This window comes from Cytophagales bacterium (genome assembly GCA_033344775.1).
In the GTDB taxonomy this organism is placed as follows: Bacteria; Bacteroidota; Bacteroidia; order Cytophagales; family Cyclobacteriaceae; genus JAWPMT01.
This window is the reverse complement of the sequence record JAWPMT010000001.1, coordinates 627,994-644,276: the sequence shown is the minus strand read 5'-3', so window position 1 is coordinate 644,276 and position 16,283 is coordinate 627,994. Positions and strand designations below refer to the sequence as shown.

Sequence of the window (16,283 nt, the reverse complement as noted above, 5' to 3'; positions counted from 1 at the left end):
TGTGTTTTTGGGAGGTGTCTTTGACCGTCATTCCCAGCTGAAGTAATTCCAAGTTTTCTTCACATAACCAAAATCGGCGTTGGGAATCTCATTCATCGGTAAATTGCATATCCATGATTATAAATATGAATTGATATTTGAACCCGGTTTCATGGCTAATTAGAATTATATTGGAGCATGCAATACCAAGTCAACACCCCACAAGAGTACCTCGATATATTAGAGGAGGACTGGAGAAAGGAAAAAGTGATCCAGGTCTGGAAACTATTGGAAGAAGAAGGTCCCCAACTGCAACCTGGGATTGAATACAAGATGCTCAGTTTCGCGGATGAAAGAGGGACTGTATTTAATCTCAATGCACAAGCCAATTACGTCAGCTTTTATGTAGGTGACACGAAGAAGGTTGATGCTTCGGGAGAGAGCTTGCAAGGATTCAATATGGGCAAAGGGTGCATACGTATCAGGAAAACCAACGAAGTGGAAAAGCTAAGGACCTTCATCCAAGTGGCGTTGGAAAAACGCAAAGCAGGGAAAGACATAGGATGCTGAGTTGGTGCCTGTCTTATTACCTTTTTCTAATGATATGTCCTGATTCTTTTGTTTTTAGGTAGTAATTACCAACACGAAGAGCAATCAGGTTGAGCTCCACTTGTTTGCTGTCGTGTTTTCTAACTGGGATGCTATTCATGATGTTTTGACCTACGGAATTATAAATAGCAACATCCGATATTTCTGAAGTTTTGCCTGTGATGGTTAAATAGTCTTTGGTAGGGTTGGGGTAGAAGTTCAATGCTATTTGTTCTTCCATCAGGTTGCTTTTGATACCTGTATATTCAAATTGGCCATCAAAATCTGTCTGCTTGATGCGGTAATACGACCACCCCATGATTGGTGAATGATCAATAATGGAATAGTTTTTTGAAGTGATACTGTTATTCGCACCATCTACGAAAAAAAGTTGTTCCCATTCAATACCATCGAGAGACCGTTCCACAGTGAAAAAATCATTGTTGCTTTCGGTGGCAGTTTGCCATGAGATTTGAACACCTTCATTTTTCAGATTGGTCAGATCAAAGCCAGACCAGGTTACCGGTAGCGTTATGTTCCCTGTCACAGAAAGGTTGCCTGTGGCAGTTCCTCCTGTGGCGCCCAGTCCACCATCAATTTGAATTATGTAGGTGGTGTTAGCAGCTAAACCATTATAAGTATTGAACCAATTGATGGGCTGGCCATCGCAATTATCAAAACTTTGGCAATCGGTAGCAGCGTCGGCGTTATTATCACAGGGAGTTGCATCCTCAAAGACGGAAACCGTGAAGCCATCGGTTGGATTAGTACCAAGGATACAACTGCCGGGAATATTAGCATTGGTAATATTGAGGGTAATGTCTCCACCTGTGGAATTGGTCTGAAAATAGAAATAAACGGAGTTTTCAGGGTTATCTCCTTCACCGCATTCGAAATACCCGGATCCACCTCCGGAGATGTCTTCTCCCGTTGCGGCACCTGTATCCCAACTATAGGATTGCCCTTGGATAATGAGGTTGTTAACCGCATCTGAGCAATCATCATAGCCACTTTGAGCAATTGCATTGAAAGTAAAAGGAATTAAGCCCAATAGAATGGTGAGTTGTTTCAGGGTTGTCATACCTGTGTTGTGTTGGTGGGTACGTAGCAAGAAATTAAGCGATGGGAAGTTACATCATTTCGCTGATTTTGTTCACCAAACCAGTAATTGATGCTTTTCGAAATCAGTAGTAAGTCACTTGAAAAACAGCAATAAGGCAATATTTTACAAACCTGATATGGGGCTTATGGAAGTACAATCTTATATGGAGTTTAATGAAAAACAGGAGTTTTAAGGATCACATTGAATCAGGCCTTACGCTTAAGAAGTGGTAAGTTACTTCGATCGTTAACCGGTCAGAATGGTGGATCGATGAACAATGGACTGTTGAGTATATCTACAATCGTAAAATTTTATTCTACTTGAACTTCATGGTTGATCCAATGATATCGCTTCCTAATGTACTCATAGCTGAGATAAAGGCGACTAGCAAACAAATTTTCAGTCAAAATGATCAATCTGAGGACATTGCAGTGCTTTGCATGACTAAAGAGCTCTTTTCGGAGAAGCTTAAGACTTTTTTCGACCAGCTGGAAATATTTAAAAATGCCCGAATGTCAGAGTGAATAGCATTTTGTGAGCTATTCGAAATGTGTGCAAGGCCTATCGAAGAATGATAAAAGAGATGTTTTACGTCTAGACTTGGGTCCTGTGTGCCCTTTTCAACTCCATTCGCCATGCTAAGAGAACCCTTGTAAGGATTTGTTTTGTTTTAAAAACAAATTATCCGAAATTGAGGTTACCCCAAAAATACCCAATGATGTCACCTCAAATCACCCCTACCTTGAGGCTGTACATGGTGCTTGTATTGCTTATGGTCGTACCAGCTGCCTATGCACAGCATTTCCCACACGTACAGTCTATTCTGGATCACCCTGATGGAGAATTTTCCATTAAGCTCAATACCTATTCAGGATCTCTGGCGTCTATTGCCGAGGCCATTCAGCCCAAGAAGAACAAGATGAAAATGCAGGGGGACGAAGCGTCTTTAGACATGTCTTTCCGGGTATTTCAACGCGCTGCCGTTGGAAACCGACCTTTCGCTAAGATCAGATACAAAATTCATCTCCGGGATAATGGCTCCTCCATTACATGTACTTTCTCAGAATTCAATTTCAAGAAATACGAGCGAAGTGCGCGCTATGGACGAATGATCGAGGAGAAAGGTAATGGCGTAGCCATCAGTAGTGCTGAAGCTAATCTCAATGAGGTCCAGTGGGGTATGGTTCGGTGGAAAATGGATCAGGAGGTAGCCAAATACATGAACCGCATGTTGGCCTTTGAATCACAGCTAGATCACGCAGATACCACGCAGCAGGATAAGTGATAAAATTTAAGGTTTTTTAGCAGTTCACAAAGGGCCTTACTAGTTTCCTGGTGGCTCGACCAGAGGCTGTCCATCATCCAGTCGCTTTAGGATTTTGGTGTCCTGATCAGTATCTGGATGGGCATCTAATGTGGCGAAGTTGGCGGAGAGTAAAAGAATGGTGGAGAAAATGAGCTGGATCATGGGCTGAATATTTGGTTATTCAATATAACCATTGATTTTTGCACACATTGCCGAATTGTAAAAAAGACGGTACTCGAATTAGTCATTTGATACATGTTTGAATCCTCAACTTCCCAACGTTCACTGGACGAATCATTATTTGAGACCTGGCTTGAAAATGGCCGTGACCATAAGTTGGGTTATCAGTACATGCTCGTCATCTGGGATGAATACACAGAGGATTTTCGGCCGGTATACCTCTTCGAAAGAGCAGATCTGAATATGTATGTTAGTCCGCAATCCGAAGAAGTGCTGGCTGCTTATGATCTGTATTCCGAGTCGAGGGTAGAGTTGGAACATTGATTTTTATCCGTCATTCCGGTCATCATAGTAACGAATCTGATCTGAAAAGCACTGCAAGGTTGATGCACCGGAATCTCATAAATGGAGCAACTACTAAAATCTATGAGATTCCGGCAGATCAATATTAGATGTAGAACCTAAAAGAAAGCGCCTTTATGTTCGCCGGAAAGACGAATTTGAACATGGGATGACGCCATTAAAAAAGACTACAACTGCCCCTTCCTCACCTGCTGATCAGCTTTGGCTAACAACACGATCTCTAGCACAAGCACCGGGCCGAGTAAAACCAATCCCACAAAGGAAAGAATGATACTTAAGTAGGAGAGACCGAATGCAATTTCCAGCCTTCCCGACACCTTGGCCAGACGCCCCATGCCATCTTGTAGTCGGAGTAACCCCATGCCGAAGATGACAGAAGCCGTACCGATCAGCATCAGGGTGAAAAAGGAGAATAAACCAGAGGATTCTTCAAGGCTTGAAAAAGATATTTCCAACATATCGGCCAACAAAGCGAGCGCCACAAAAAACACGTAGAGGTAACTGCCTGTTTTCAATAGCTGAATCTCAAATAATTTTGCCAGGACGACATAGCCCCGCATGAACCCAGCAAAGGCGATAATCATCAGAACATAGACCGGTAAGAGGGTCATTGGAGCATGCAGTAGATGTTCTTCGGGTAGTGCATTGGCTCCGACACTGACCAAAAACAGCAACAAATACACAATACCAAAGATCCATGCAGACTGAAATGATTGTTTAAGGTGATCTTCAGAGGTATTGATAAGCAGCATGCCTTTAATGAAACCCAAAGTTGTATTGGAGGTACCGGAGGATTGCCAGTCCTCCGGGTTTTCTCCTAATGCTTCAATCAATATCCTGATGGTGGACAGACGTGGTGTCACTATACCCGATTCAATGCGCTGAATCGTTCTTACACTCACATGGCATTTGTCTTTCAATTCTTCCTGGGTAATGTCTACAGCTTTTCTCAATTCCAATATTCGTTTTCCTAATGCCGGCTGTTGGATCATGAAGGTTGATTTTTGTTGGAAGACATTTGCTTTTGCAGGTAGACGGTGGCAGCGATACCGATGACCAATAACAATAAATGTAATATTAATCCAAATGTTTCATGTGCCTGTAGCTCGGAAGTTGTCGGAGGGGCTATAAAATCTACCGTCAATAATCCTGGGATCCAACTCTTGTCTCCAATCGTGGCTAGTACCAGATTCAGGCCATAGTGAAAGCCAGTAGGCATTGAAATGCCATTGGATTTCAGTGCCAGCGCTACAAAAATGAAAGACCAAATACCAGGCCCCATGAATGCGGAAGCTAATGACTGACCTTGAACCCCAACAACGTGGTAGAGTGCGAACAGGATGGCAATCACGATCTGTGCTACCCAGATGTTATAAGTTTTGTTCAGTCTGGTCAATAAGACAGATCTGAAGATCAGTTCTTCAATAAATGCGTAAGGAATCAGGGTCAGCGACATCAATATAAACATTTGCCAATGATCGCTATTGACCGTGAATTGAAGACCACTGTAATACATGTGGATCAGAATCATTCCTCCACCTAAAAGTATGGACCATAGGAAACCCTGTATGAACCGACCGTAAGTGCCTTTGTCGAGATAGAGTTCATAATTGCGAAATGTCGCTTTCTCCCGTTTGATCACTATCAATATAATACCAAAGGCAATTGCCACTCCGAGGAAAGAATATGCAACTCGACCTTCAAATATGGAGAACCCTAATGGAAACGCAGATAAAGTAACCAGGACAGTCATATAAGCCAGCGGTACGAACAAAGCGGAGATACTTGATTTGAATTTTAGTGTCATTTTCTTTTTTCTGGCAAGGGTAGATTAGCCAACGAATAAATGATTGAAAATGCACCGGACACTCAGGCGACACTTATGAAAATGTAGGAATATGGGGAATGGAGGGGTATTTTAAAGCGATTGATCTTTCAATCGGACTTTGAAAAATAGGTGTTCTGGGAAGTACAACTCAAGGTGTTGGTCGCAATGAAATTGCGACCAATTGGTTTTTTTACAGTGGGTAAATTAATATCTCCACTTCACCATCAATCCCGGTTCAGCACCAGCTTTGATAGTTTGCATTTGCTTCAAGTTGATCTTTGTGAGTTTCTTTTTCATAATCATTGGATTTTTCATGTAAGATAGGAATTATGAATTTTGATTCAATAGTCTCTTACCTCGGAGGTAAATCAGGATACGGTGTAATCGATTCCAGAATCAAAGCCACGCCATCTTTAGAAAGCAGGGTAAGGGTAATGATGATACTTGCCACGATCAATGCAACACCCACATTATTATTCTTGATCTCGGCGAACTCATCAATAGGCGTCATGCGGGTGTAAAGGGTGGTGCTGAGTAAGCCTATCAACAATGCTGATACATAAGAAATACCTACATATAGTGCACCTCTGCCAATGAAAGTCACGGTAAGTAAAAAGGCATTGTCAATATTGAGCAGTCGGAAGCTCGAGATCAATGGCGCAATTACTCCGCTGACCATATAGCCTACGGAAAACATCATCGCCGCCATGAAGATGCTATATGCCAGGTTTTTATGTTGAATGTCATAATACCTTCGGCCAATCCATTTTAGAATCTTGTAAGTCAAGAGAAGAATAAACACGCCAATACTTATCGCGGAGACGATCTCGATCAGGCCGATTAATGCAGTGTTAAAGTTCATGGGCTAGGGCGATTTTCCAGTAATCTTTGTTGTTGCTATCAGGTGGCAACATGCCAGGCTTCCATCCGTGAGAAGTGGTTTCCCAAAAATAGAATTTCTGACGCTTGTATTCAATGTAGTCACCAGTAGCGGCAACATCCAACGCGATCATGGCATGGGCATATTCTTCACTTACCATGATGATGGGGTGGAAGCCTGCACGTTTTAGCAAGGCATAAAGCAATACACTTCGTGTGTCACAATCTCCTTCCAGTGAATACAGAAACTCATAAGGTGAAAGAATGCCATATAATTCATCGGAGCGACAAGGCCCTTGATAATCTGCTTCACAAGGTTTGTTGTTGATCAACACATAGGGAATGTCTTGTACGAAAGTAACGATCAGGTCTGCCATGGCCGATCGATGGAGTTCCTTATCTTGTGCGAGGTTGATCAGGGAGTCTGCAATGTAGTCCACCGCTTCATTGTTTTGTCGAAGCAACTCCTGATAGATGTAGCCCCAATAGCCATTATCCGTGGACCAGTACTCGCGTGGAACTTCCAGTTGATTTCTTCGTTCCGAAAATGCCACATTCAATGCTGCTGTTGACTCATATTTCATGCAGTACTTATTGCTGTTTTGAAGGCCTCTCCAGCAACGTGCATGTAGGTAATCTTCAGTCCCTGCTATTTGTGCACTGGCATCATAAAAGGGTTCATCAGTAGCCTGTGAAGTCTGATAAATCACAATAATGATGAACAAAGCCACAAAAAAGAAAAAGGTATAAATGATGGTCTTGATCAGCCGCCAGATAAACCTGAATAATCTAGCGATTAAGGAGCGTTGCGATTTCTCTCTCTGCATCTTCAATGGAGGTTACAGGGCGTCGGCAAACCTTTTCCGAGCAAACGTAAATGGTCGTTTCTCCTTCTCTGGTGGTCTTATATTCCATCAACGGAAGTTCGGTCGCTTCATTGGCAGCCATCGTCACCTGATTGGGTCGAAATGTCTTTTGTAACTCCATCGCATAAGCTTGATGATCTGCACCGATCACTACTATTTCAAGTTGTTTGCTCAGCTTAGCCGTGGATGTCAGGGCCCAATTACTGGTATACTCCAATTCCGTTTTGATAAGCCCTTTTACTTTGTTCGTAACATTTTGATGAATGTCTCTCAGTTTTTCATCGTCGAAGATCACGGATAATTTGTAGAGGTTTTCACTCATAATTGAGTTAGAGCTTGGGATTACATTGTCGAAGACATCTTTTTTTCGAGCGATCAGGCTTTCGGCAGAGCTGGAGGTGTAATAAAAAAGACCTTCTTCTTCATCGTAGAATTCTTCAATCACTTTATCCGTCAACTGTTTCGCCATCTGTAGGAATTTTTCATCCTGAAAACCTTCATAGTATCGGATGAAACTTTGGATCAGTGCGGCATAGTCTTCCAGAAAGCCTTGAATTTGTTGATTGCTGGTGTGCAATAACTTACCATCCACAATCAATTCATTCATCATGAATTGAGCCAGGTTTTGAGCCAGTGTTTGGGCTTTAGGTGATCCTGTAGCGATGTAGACTTCCGTCAAACCTGATAAAGTCAAGGCGTTCCATCCGGAGATTAGCTTACTATCGAGACCAGGTCGTATTCTTTTAGCGCGTTCTTTTAATGCATCCGCTTTGAATTTATCAAGCACTGATTTCAACTGTGCCTGGTCAATGTTGAATTGAGCGATGATCTCTTCGTTTGAATTTAATCTTCGAAGCACATTGGTATGTTCCCAGTTGCCTTTAGGTTGCACATCATAATAGGCTTTGATCAATTCCGCCTGGTCTCCTGCAATCTCCTCGATTTCTTCCATGGACCAAACGTAGAATTTGCCTTCTTCGCCATCACTATCAGCATCCAGAGCTGCGTAGAAACCTCCGGATTTGTCCAGCATTTCACGTTCCAGCCAACCCATGGTTTCTTCCATCACTTCCAGATACTGCGAACGGGCTTCAATTTTATAGGCATTAGCGTATAGTGAAAGTAATTGTCCATTATCGTAGAGCATCTTTTCGAAGTGGGGGACATGCCATTCATCATCCACAGAATATCTCGCAAATCCACCACCAATCTGGTCGTAAATGCCACCAGCTGCGATCTTATCCAGGGTGAACAAAAGGTGTTCAGTAGCTTCCGAGTTTTCGGAAAGTTGGCCATAGCTCAATAACCATTGCCACAGTGAAGGCATGGGGAACTTGGGTTCCTTTTTCATGCCACCCCAACGCGGATCGAAGTTGGCAGCGAGCCTTAGATAACCATTATCAATGTCATCTCTCGATATGGCGTTTTCGTCTTCAACTAGTTCATATTTATCTGTTTCGCTGGCGCTTATAATGTTTGCCAGCTCTTCAGCCGACTGATTCAATTTATCTCGGTTTTCAGTGAAAGCTTTGGTTACAGCCTCCAGAATATCCATCCACCGGTCTGTTGGGAAATAAGTACCACCGAAAAAGGGCTTTTGATCTGGTGTAATGAATACATTCAAGGGCCAACCTCCATTTTGGCCCATGGCTTGTACAGCATCCATGTAAATCTGATCAATGTCCGGACGCTCTTCGCGATCCAGTTTGATGTTAATGAAATTTTCATTCATGACCCTGGCTACCGCCGTATCTTCAAACGACTCATGAGCCATCACGTGACACCAGTGACAGGAGGAATAGCCGATGCTAAGAAGGATCGGTTTGTCTTCTGTTTTAGCTCTTTGCAGCGCTTCCTCACCCCAGGGATACCAGTCTACCGGATTATCCGCATGTTGCAGCAAATAGGGGCTGGTCGCGTTGTATAGTCTGTTTTTTCCTTCAGGGATTCCGTTCATGTTTCGGTCGCTTTGTCCGTTACAACAAGTTATCAGTAAAAGGATGGCTAAAAAGGAAATGTTCCTCATCATGCTTGAATCTGTGCGTCTATTATTTCCAACTCGGCTGTAATATCGACCATATTTTCCAACTCCTTGAGTTTCCTTCGGGTTGCATTCAGAAATAATTGATGGTCTGTACTGCCTGAATGTATTGGTCTGTGTCTTAAAGCGGACAGCAATTTGCTCCAGCGGTCACAAAAAACCTTTGTTCTTTCATTGAGGCTGGCCTCCTGAAAAGCTTCCCAGATGTAGCGAATGGCCTGGTCGTTGGGGTGGATCATGTCCTCTTTGTAAAATCGATAATCCCGCAATTCATCCATCATGATTTCGTAAGCCGGAAAATAATGGCAGTGATCAAATTCATGAACCATTGCTGATATCGATTGGATCAATATGGATTTACTCCGATTGTTCTCGATCAGTCCATCTTTGATGTGTCGGACAGGACTTACGGTTAATAGCCATTGTACCTCTGGATTGATGGCTTTTACTTGTGCTTGCGTCTCATGAAATGCTTGCGAAATCTCTTCTGCAGACAAGAGTCGTTTACTGAAATCCTGTTGTGGAAATTTGTGGCAATTAGCGACGATTTGACCGGAAGCGTTCCATTCATAAACATGTGCGGTGCCCAGCGTAATCATGATCCATTGCGCTTTTTTGATATGCGATGCAATGACTTTGAATTCCGAAGCTAACGCGCTTTGTAAATCACCTTTGCTTTTTGCGGACCAACGGGAATGTGTATCCCAAGAGAAGAAGAGATCATTTCGTTGTTGGATAGGCTGCATAGATTGTTTACCCAAGGTGATGTTCAAGGAATTGAAGATCGAAATAGGGTTGAATAAAGTGCCCAATGGATTTACAGAAACTTCAAACTTGTGATCGTGTAAATATGCTCCGATTGAATCCACAAAGCAAGAACCCAACATCAGGATAGAGTCCTTCAGGTCAATCTTCTTAGAAAGTGGTGGAATGTCAAAGTTGAGTTTGAACATGCAGCCTAAATTGATTGCAAGTGCAAGTTAAGGGATTGTTCTACATTTAATTGCCCAAGTTTGTGTCCCAACAAACTTGCATTGTGATTGCGTTTGAGGAGGCTCAGACGCAAGCTAGAGTAAGGGGAACTTTGAGGCGCTTGAAGGGTTACTCCACAACCTCCCTTTTCAATGTTTTCCAATCATGCACTAATTCTGACCCACCCAAAGCCAATTTGAATCCTTTGGTAAGGTCCAGCACCCGAATCCAGGGATTGTCATATCGGTAAGGCGGATGAAGGTCGACGCGCTGGCCTTTTACTTCAAAGTCTCCATTCCAACCGAAAACCACTTTACCAATAGAAGGGGATAGATATTCTACGCTATCGCCACGTTTAGCAACTTTCGCATTCGATATAGCAGCCACAAAATCATCGAAAGAACCCCAGCTTTCTTGATCACCAAGTTCGCAGATCCAGGTGTTCTCTTTACCAGCGGCTATGACTTCCTGGTCTTTGTAATCGCCCTCTTGTTGCCACTGATAAGGTTGTTGGCTCCAAAGTGCCAGGTAGCCATTTCCCTTTTTGCCGAATAGCCAATGATCCTTTTCGAAGACCTTGTCAAATTCCGCTTTGGGAAACCATGCGTGGGTCATTTCGATTTTTTTCTTGACAATCAGAGCCGGCCATTTTTCAATCTTATAGTAAGCAACACACACATTTTTGTGCTGGGCACATCTTGGAAGTACACCACCTCCAGTCCAAAGGTCAGGAGGACTGGCTTTTTTGAGCTTCGCGGGATTGGTCGTAAATACTAGTGCTGAGGGACCCAGGTTGGCCTGCCAGCTTTGCTGCTGAAATCCCCCATACCCCTTGCGATAGTCCTGTGTAGTTGAAAGTGAGTATGCGGCCGTTCGGTAGTTGTATGTGTTAACTGTAGGGCGATAATATCGTGTCAGGTCCTTGATCATGATCCTGGCAACCATACCTACCAATCGTATACCTTTCAAAAGTTGAAGTAAACCTTTCGCACCTTTCAAGTCTTTATAAACACCATTATTCCACCAATCGAAGGCGCTCATCATTTTAATGAATAACTTGATGACCCTGGGATGCGTTTGTGCATCTAGCGTAAGCAAGTGCAGGCCATCCTCTAAAGATTTGGGATTGATACCATATTTCTTCGCATCCTCCACGTGCCAACTTTGCTTTTGCTGAATTTCACTGGCTTCGGACATTTGCAGAGCGATGTTTCTTAACACATTCGGCGGTGTGTAGTTCGTTAGATTGAAGAATACACCGCCACGGTTCCGGTCCAGTGCATTGCTTTCAGATCCATAGCCCAACCATTGATAGAAAATGGTTAGTGTTCGGTGATTGTGAAAAGTCCGTTTCGAATCAAAATATACCCGGCCTGTGGTGGTTCCCAGGCCTCCGTACCAATGATTCATGGCCATATCCATGAACAGTACATCCAGAACCATGGCCGTTTTTTGTTTGATCCTTTCATCTTCGATAAAATCATACACATTGACCAGTCCCATGACATCCACAGCGTAATAACCATTGCTCAGGTATTCACTAAATCCCGTCTGATACCGCAAGTCCAACCATTTCTCCAGACGGCCGGTGTAGGGAGCAAGCCTTTCCTTTCCTTTTTGCTTGATGGTTTTAGTCTTCTTTTTCTTTTTGTAGGTAACCGTAAACTCCTCTTCCTTGAAAAGCTGGGCAGCTAACAATCCATTACTGGCATAGAGCATGTAATGATTTTCAGTGGACATGTCACGGCCATAATTCTGGTTTTTGATGATCTCATCAGGCCAGAAAGACCAATTGAGGATCATTTGTTTGCATGCTTCCGTGAGGTCGCTCTTAATCCTATCGGGAAATTGAAATAGCACCCTAAGAATGATGGACATGTTGAAGGTTTTTTCATATTTTACCAGTTTCTCTACGGCAGAATATAGAATTCTAGCATGGGTCTCGTCTAGCTCACCTGTAGTGAGTGAGTCCAGATAGATGAGCACGTCCCAGGTATTGATGTCTACATCTGGGGCCGAAGAAGGAGGGAATTTGGAAGCGAGAATGCTTTTTCTAAATGCTTCACGACCTTGCGTTACAGTATCAAATTGAGGTTCTAGATGATAGTGGCGTTTATCCATTTTTTCAGGCTGGTTAGGAACAGTTATTCAAGATAGGAATTTCTACCTATGCGTGTCAATGATGAATGTGCACTTGTTGAATATCCCGACCGGAAAATTGGTAGGATTACCGAGTATTTTGCCGCTTTCGTATAGAAGTGACTCTTACCAAATCTTATGCTATTTGTTTTGGTGTCAAATCTCGAACAAATGAAAATGATCAAGATCAAGCGCACACGAACTACTCCAGGAGTATTGTTGGACCCAACCAAAGGAATCCTCAAAATGGTTGGAAGATCCTCACCTGAAAATTCAATTGATTTTTATCATCCGATCAAATCCGTACTCCAGGATGAAGTCACCGCCAGAAAATTCGAAGTTCGTGTCAAGTTAGAATACTTCAATACCAGTTCCTCGAAATGTCTGTATGATTTGTTCAAGGCCATCAAAGCCCTCGCTATTAAAGGGACTGAGATTTATATTCATTGGTATTATCTACCTGAGGATGAAGATATGTTGGAGGTAGGAGAGGACTACAGCGATTTGTTGGACATGCCTTTTTCCTTTGTGGAGTATTGTCCCCGCTTAAGTGCCTGATCAACTCAATCGTTTGTATAGTCTGAAAATCATGACTTTATGCTCGATATCACGATCATTTCTAAGAAAAATATTACTTTCGATAAGCACATGCTGTCAACCTCAATTTTTAAGAACTGCATTCCACCGGGCTATCGGTGAAAGTGTCAGATGCTTTGTATATAATGGAAATAGTAAAGAAAGTAATCCTCACCGGACATTTTGGAGTAGGCAAGTCTTCCCTTGTCAAGCAATTCGTTTTCCAGAAGTTTTCCGATCAGTACCTGACCACCATTGGTGTGAAGATTGATAAGAAGACTGTTGATATAGATGGGACTTCTGTTAAAATGATGCTCTGGGATATTGCGGGAGAATCGAATATGATCAAAGTACCCAAGAAGTATTTCATGGGCGCGCATGGTATCTTATATGTATTTGATGCCACACGGGAGGAAACCTACCAAAACATCGAGAATGATCTGTTTGAGATCAACAAGTCCATGAGAGATACACCTTTTGTAGTCTTAGCCAACAAAGCCGACTTGATCGATGAAAAACTGGCGGAGACCCTAAAAACCAAAATCAATGTTCCTTTTAGATTGACCAGCGCAAAAAGCGGAGATAATGTAGAAGCTTCCTTTATCGAATTGGCAAAGAATATGCTATGAACCTCAAAGAAATCAAATTCAGTCCTTTCGAAAAGTTTTCACAGGTCATCATTTTTGACCGGATGGGAAAGATCCTGGAATCTGATGACTCCATTGTCAAGGTAACCAATTCCTCATTCAATCTTTTTCAGGATAGCTTCTTAAGTGGCATGGAGGAACTGATAGTTGATTTGAGTATAAATGACCCACTGACCTTCGAATGTATCAATACTGACCTTTTTGGCAAGACTTCTCATTATGATATGATCATCAAGCCCGTTGAAGAAGGTAGTGATCAATATGCGTTTATTATCTATGATTTTGGCGCGCAATACGATCGTATTTTTGAGTTGCAACAAGAACGAAACGTAGCTGAAATTCAAGCCAAAAAGGCACAAAGAGAAACCACAAAAATCCAACAAGAGAAAGAGACGCTTGAACAGCTCTCAACGAATTGCAGGATGATCAGTCTTCGCAGTTCATTCTCGTAAAAGCGGATAACTTATTGGTGAATGTTGACTTGCGGGATATTCTGTATCTTGAAGCTTACGGAGATTATATCAAAGTACATACCAGTGACAAAATCTACGTGACTTACAACACGATGAAGAACATGGAGGCCTCTATGCCTAAGAATCAATTCTTCCGTATTCATCGATCATTTATCATTCGCCTTGATAAGGTGGTGAACATAGAGCAATTGAGTGTATTGATTGGTGATAAGACCTTACCTATTGGAAAAAATTATAAAACAGATCTGGTAGAGAAGATGGGTCAATTGTGACCTGACTAAATTTGAGCACACATTAGATTTATAAGAGACCAACACATATGAGCGACAAAGAAGAAGTACAGGATAATGCGCAGCAGCCGGATAACCGACTGGAAGCCGTAAGGGAATTACTTTTTGGACAGAACGTTCAGGAATACCGGGGAGATATCAAAGAGACGCGTGAGTTGCTTGATAAGCAGCGATCTGAATTAGATCAAAATTCTGCTGATCTCGAAAACCGAATAAATGCTAAGGTTGATGCGCTGGAAGAGAAAATGATGGCGCATATCGATAAAACCGCAGAGAAGATCAACAATCGGTTGGATAAGCTGCAGGAAACCAAAGTGGACAAGAAGAAATTGGCAGATTACCTGGTTTCAATCGCCAAAAAACTGGAAGCATAACTGAACGGACTTGCAAGATCCTCAAGGTATAACGGCCCTCAAAGAACTACTTTTCAAAGAAGAGAATGAGAAGTATCAGCAGCTGAGCAATCAGTTGAAGGCTACGCATGAGGAGATTGAGCATAAACTAGCCAACCGGGAATTGCCGGAATCGGAATTTAATCAGATCATGTCCAGAATTGTGGAGGTCATGCCCGAAAAACTGGGTCCAACGATCACCTCTACATTAAAAGTACAGATCAAAGAGTCCAGGGATGATGTGGTTCAAGCCCTTTTTCCAATCGTAGGGCAAATGATCAAAAAGTACATCCAACAGGAAATCCAGGCCCTATCGGAGAAAATAGATCAACAATTTCAGGATGCCTTGTCTTTTGATTTGTTGTGGTTGCGCATCAAGGCCGCGGTGACGGGTGTTTCTTTTGCAGAACTCTTGTTGAAGACCACTAATGAGCCAAAGATCATGGAGATCTTCCTAATCGAGGAGGAGAGTGGCGTAGTGATGGCCAGTTATTCCCGAGACAGTGCCTTTGATCAGGACATGATGGCGGGAATGCTCACGGCAATCAAGTCATTTGTGGAAGATGCCATGGAAACCGAAAAGCAGTCCCTGGAAATGATCTCATATGACTTGCATAAGATCTATGTTCAGAGTTTTGGCAAGTTCTACATCGCAGTGGTCATGGCTGGGGTAGTGGATACCGCCTTCAAAAGCCGGCTAAATGATCGGATGCTCCAGTTCGTGAAAGAAATCATGCTTAAGTCCTCTGACCTGCAGACCAAAGAACTCTCTCAAAAGATTAGTCAATACTTCGATAAACTATAGCCATGAAGAAGTTAGTATTCATCGTAATTATTGTGACGCTGCCACTGATTGCCTTTTTTCAGTTTCAGAATTTTCGCCGATTCAATCCTCCGGTTGCATATGAATATGCGATTTCGGATGAAGTAGATGTCAATTATTACAATCAGGAATTAGTAGACGAGTACTTCGCCAAGGCCGTTGAGATCGGCGCTTTTGCTCGTTTAAAGTGGCGCAATGAAGGCCTGGACGTTCGTTTTCCAGACGAAGGAAACCAGGCAGATGTCAATGCCGCCAGTTATTGGAATGAATTGACAGCCAGGGTTCAGTTGCTAGAGCGTAAACTGATTTTTTCTAATACACTGAAGGCCACAGGCCACACCAATCAAGAGGTACGCATCGCCGAGTCCGGTTTTGAAGTAGCGAATTTAGACCTACTGAAGGATCAGGAAGGTATTCAAGGCATTCAGGTAGGGGGCCAATCCAGATACGTGTGGATGGTACAAAAACAATTGATCAAAAAGGGCTATGAGCATGAACTCGATGGGCTTTTTGGTGACGATACTCAAAATGCAATCATTTCCTTTCAAACAGATCAGGGTATTTATCCAGAAGGTTTGATCAATGAAGAAACATTTGAGTTGTTGTTCTTGAAGTAGGTGGATCGCTAATTATCTTTTTCTCTATCATTCCTCAATAGGACGTCATTCCGGCCGAAACGAAGTGCAGTGCCGGGCGCATGGCAAGTGAATCTTAAGCTTAGTAATACTATCTAAAGTTGAGATTCCGTGCATTAAGTATAATGCAGTTATACGTCTAAACGCTTTTGCTGTGATGAAATAAAGCTACTGATGACCTTTCAGGAATTCAAAATTCCAATC

General features: G+C 42.6%; 19 protein-coding genes. 10 read left to right on the top strand and 9 right to left on the bottom strand.

Features of this window, described 5'->3' with window-relative positions:
* Nucleotides 1-177 precede the first annotated feature (177 nt).
* Entirely contained in the window at nucleotides 178-549 is a 372-nt protein-coding gene (locus R8G66_02585) for a DUF1801 domain-containing protein (GenBank protein MDW3191215.1), read from the top strand.
* Between the two features lie 16 nt (nucleotides 550-565).
* Here R8G66_02585 and R8G66_02580 read toward each other — a convergent pair whose 3' ends face one another.
* Nucleotides 566-1,648 carry a T9SS type A sorting domain-containing protein gene (locus R8G66_02580; protein ID MDW3191214.1) on the bottom strand — a complete coding sequence of 361 codons (1,083 nt, stop codon included), beginning with the start codon at nucleotides 1,646-1,648 and terminating at the stop codon, nucleotides 566-568.
* Nucleotides 1,649-2,384: 736 nt separating this feature from the next.
* On the opposite strand from R8G66_02580, the gene R8G66_02575 reads away from it, so the two are divergent.
* Complete coding sequence (locus tag R8G66_02575; protein MDW3191213.1) at nucleotides 2,385-2,954, top strand: hypothetical protein; 570 nt, start codon at nucleotides 2,385-2,387, stop codon at nucleotides 2,952-2,954.
* Nucleotides 2,955-2,993: 39 nt separating this feature from the next.
* Here the strand turns inward: R8G66_02575 and R8G66_02570 are convergent, their stop codons facing one another.
* Nucleotides 2,994-3,137, bottom strand: coding sequence for a hypothetical protein (locus R8G66_02570; GenBank protein ID MDW3191212.1), 144 nt, complete (start codon nucleotides 3,135-3,137; stop codon nucleotides 2,994-2,996).
* A 93-nt stretch (nucleotides 3,138-3,230) separates the two neighbouring features.
* Here R8G66_02570 and R8G66_02565 point away from each other — a divergent pair, with 93 nt between their 5' ends.
* Nucleotides 3,231-3,479 carry a hypothetical protein gene (locus tag R8G66_02565; protein ID MDW3191211.1) on the top strand — a complete coding sequence of 83 codons (249 nt, stop codon included), beginning with the start codon at nucleotides 3,231-3,233 and terminating at the stop codon, nucleotides 3,477-3,479.
* 206 nt (nucleotides 3,480-3,685) lie between these two features.
* Here R8G66_02565 and R8G66_02560 read toward each other — a convergent pair whose 3' ends face one another.
* The 7 genes from R8G66_02560 to R8G66_02530 form a co-directional block, all read right to left on the bottom strand.
* Entirely contained in the window at nucleotides 3,686-4,510 is an 825-nt protein-coding gene (locus R8G66_02560) for a helix-turn-helix transcriptional regulator (protein MDW3191210.1), read from the bottom strand.
* Nucleotides 4,507-5,325, bottom strand: coding sequence for a type II CAAX endopeptidase family protein (locus tag R8G66_02555; protein MDW3191209.1), 819 nt, complete (start codon nucleotides 5,323-5,325; stop codon nucleotides 4,507-4,509). The genes R8G66_02560 and R8G66_02555 overlap by 4 nt, the downstream gene beginning before the upstream one ends.
* Nucleotides 5,326-5,698: 373 nt before the next feature.
* Nucleotides 5,699-6,208, bottom strand: coding sequence for a DUF350 domain-containing protein (locus tag R8G66_02550; GenBank protein MDW3191208.1), 510 nt, complete (start codon nucleotides 6,206-6,208; stop codon nucleotides 5,699-5,701).
* Entirely contained in the window at nucleotides 6,198-7,052 is an 855-nt protein-coding gene (locus R8G66_02545) for a hypothetical protein (GenBank protein ID MDW3191207.1), read from the bottom strand. Before R8G66_02545 ends, R8G66_02550 begins: the two co-directional genes overlap by 11 nt.
* Nucleotides 7,015-9,048 carry a thioredoxin domain-containing protein gene (locus R8G66_02540; GenBank protein ID MDW3191206.1) on the bottom strand — a complete coding sequence of 678 codons (2,034 nt, stop codon included), beginning with the start codon at nucleotides 9,046-9,048 and terminating at the stop codon, nucleotides 7,015-7,017. The genes R8G66_02545 and R8G66_02540 overlap by 38 nt, the downstream gene beginning before the upstream one ends.
* A gap of 68 nt (nucleotides 9,049-9,116) precedes the next feature.
* Entirely contained in the window at nucleotides 9,117-10,085 is a 969-nt protein-coding gene (locus R8G66_02535; GenBank protein MDW3191205.1) for a GSCFA domain-containing protein, read from the bottom strand.
* Between the two features lie 148 nt (nucleotides 10,086-10,233).
* Complete coding sequence (locus R8G66_02530) at nucleotides 10,234-12,225, bottom strand: hypothetical protein (GenBank protein MDW3191204.1); 1,992 nt, start codon at nucleotides 12,223-12,225, stop codon at nucleotides 10,234-10,236.
* 189 nt (nucleotides 12,226-12,414) lie between these two features.
* Here R8G66_02530 and R8G66_02525 point away from each other — a divergent pair, with 189 nt between their 5' ends.
* From R8G66_02525 to R8G66_02495, 7 genes are all read left to right on the top strand, one after another.
* A complete protein-coding gene (locus R8G66_02525; GenBank protein ID MDW3191203.1) occupies nucleotides 12,415-12,801 on the top strand; it encodes a DUF1987 domain-containing protein in 387 nt (128 codons plus the stop codon).
* 164 nt (nucleotides 12,802-12,965) lie between these two features.
* Nucleotides 12,966-13,448, top strand: a complete 483-nt coding sequence (locus R8G66_02520) for a Rab family GTPase (protein ID MDW3191202.1) — start codon at nucleotides 12,966-12,968, stop codon at nucleotides 13,446-13,448.
* Nucleotides 13,445-13,918, top strand: a complete 474-nt coding sequence (locus R8G66_02515; GenBank protein MDW3191201.1) for a hypothetical protein — start codon at nucleotides 13,445-13,447, stop codon at nucleotides 13,916-13,918. Before R8G66_02520 ends, R8G66_02515 begins: the two co-directional genes overlap by 4 nt.
* Nucleotides 13,882-14,211, top strand: a complete 330-nt coding sequence (locus R8G66_02510; protein MDW3191200.1) for a LytTR family DNA-binding domain-containing protein — start codon at nucleotides 13,882-13,884, stop codon at nucleotides 14,209-14,211. The genes R8G66_02515 and R8G66_02510 overlap by 37 nt, the downstream gene beginning before the upstream one ends.
* 47 nt (nucleotides 14,212-14,258) lie before the next feature.
* Nucleotides 14,259-14,603 carry a hypothetical protein gene (locus R8G66_02505; protein MDW3191199.1) on the top strand — a complete coding sequence of 115 codons (345 nt, stop codon included), beginning with the start codon at nucleotides 14,259-14,261 and terminating at the stop codon, nucleotides 14,601-14,603.
* 10 nt (nucleotides 14,604-14,613) lie between these two features.
* Nucleotides 14,614-15,426: a hypothetical protein gene (locus R8G66_02500; GenBank protein ID MDW3191198.1), complete on the top strand. Its 813-nt coding sequence runs from the start codon at nucleotides 14,614-14,616 to the stop codon at nucleotides 15,424-15,426.
* A 2-nt stretch (nucleotides 15,427-15,428) separates the two neighbouring features.
* Complete coding sequence (locus R8G66_02495) at nucleotides 15,429-16,061, top strand: peptidoglycan-binding domain-containing protein (GenBank protein ID MDW3191197.1); 633 nt, start codon at nucleotides 15,429-15,431, stop codon at nucleotides 16,059-16,061.
* The last annotated feature ends 222 nt before the right edge of the window (nucleotides 16,062-16,283 follow it).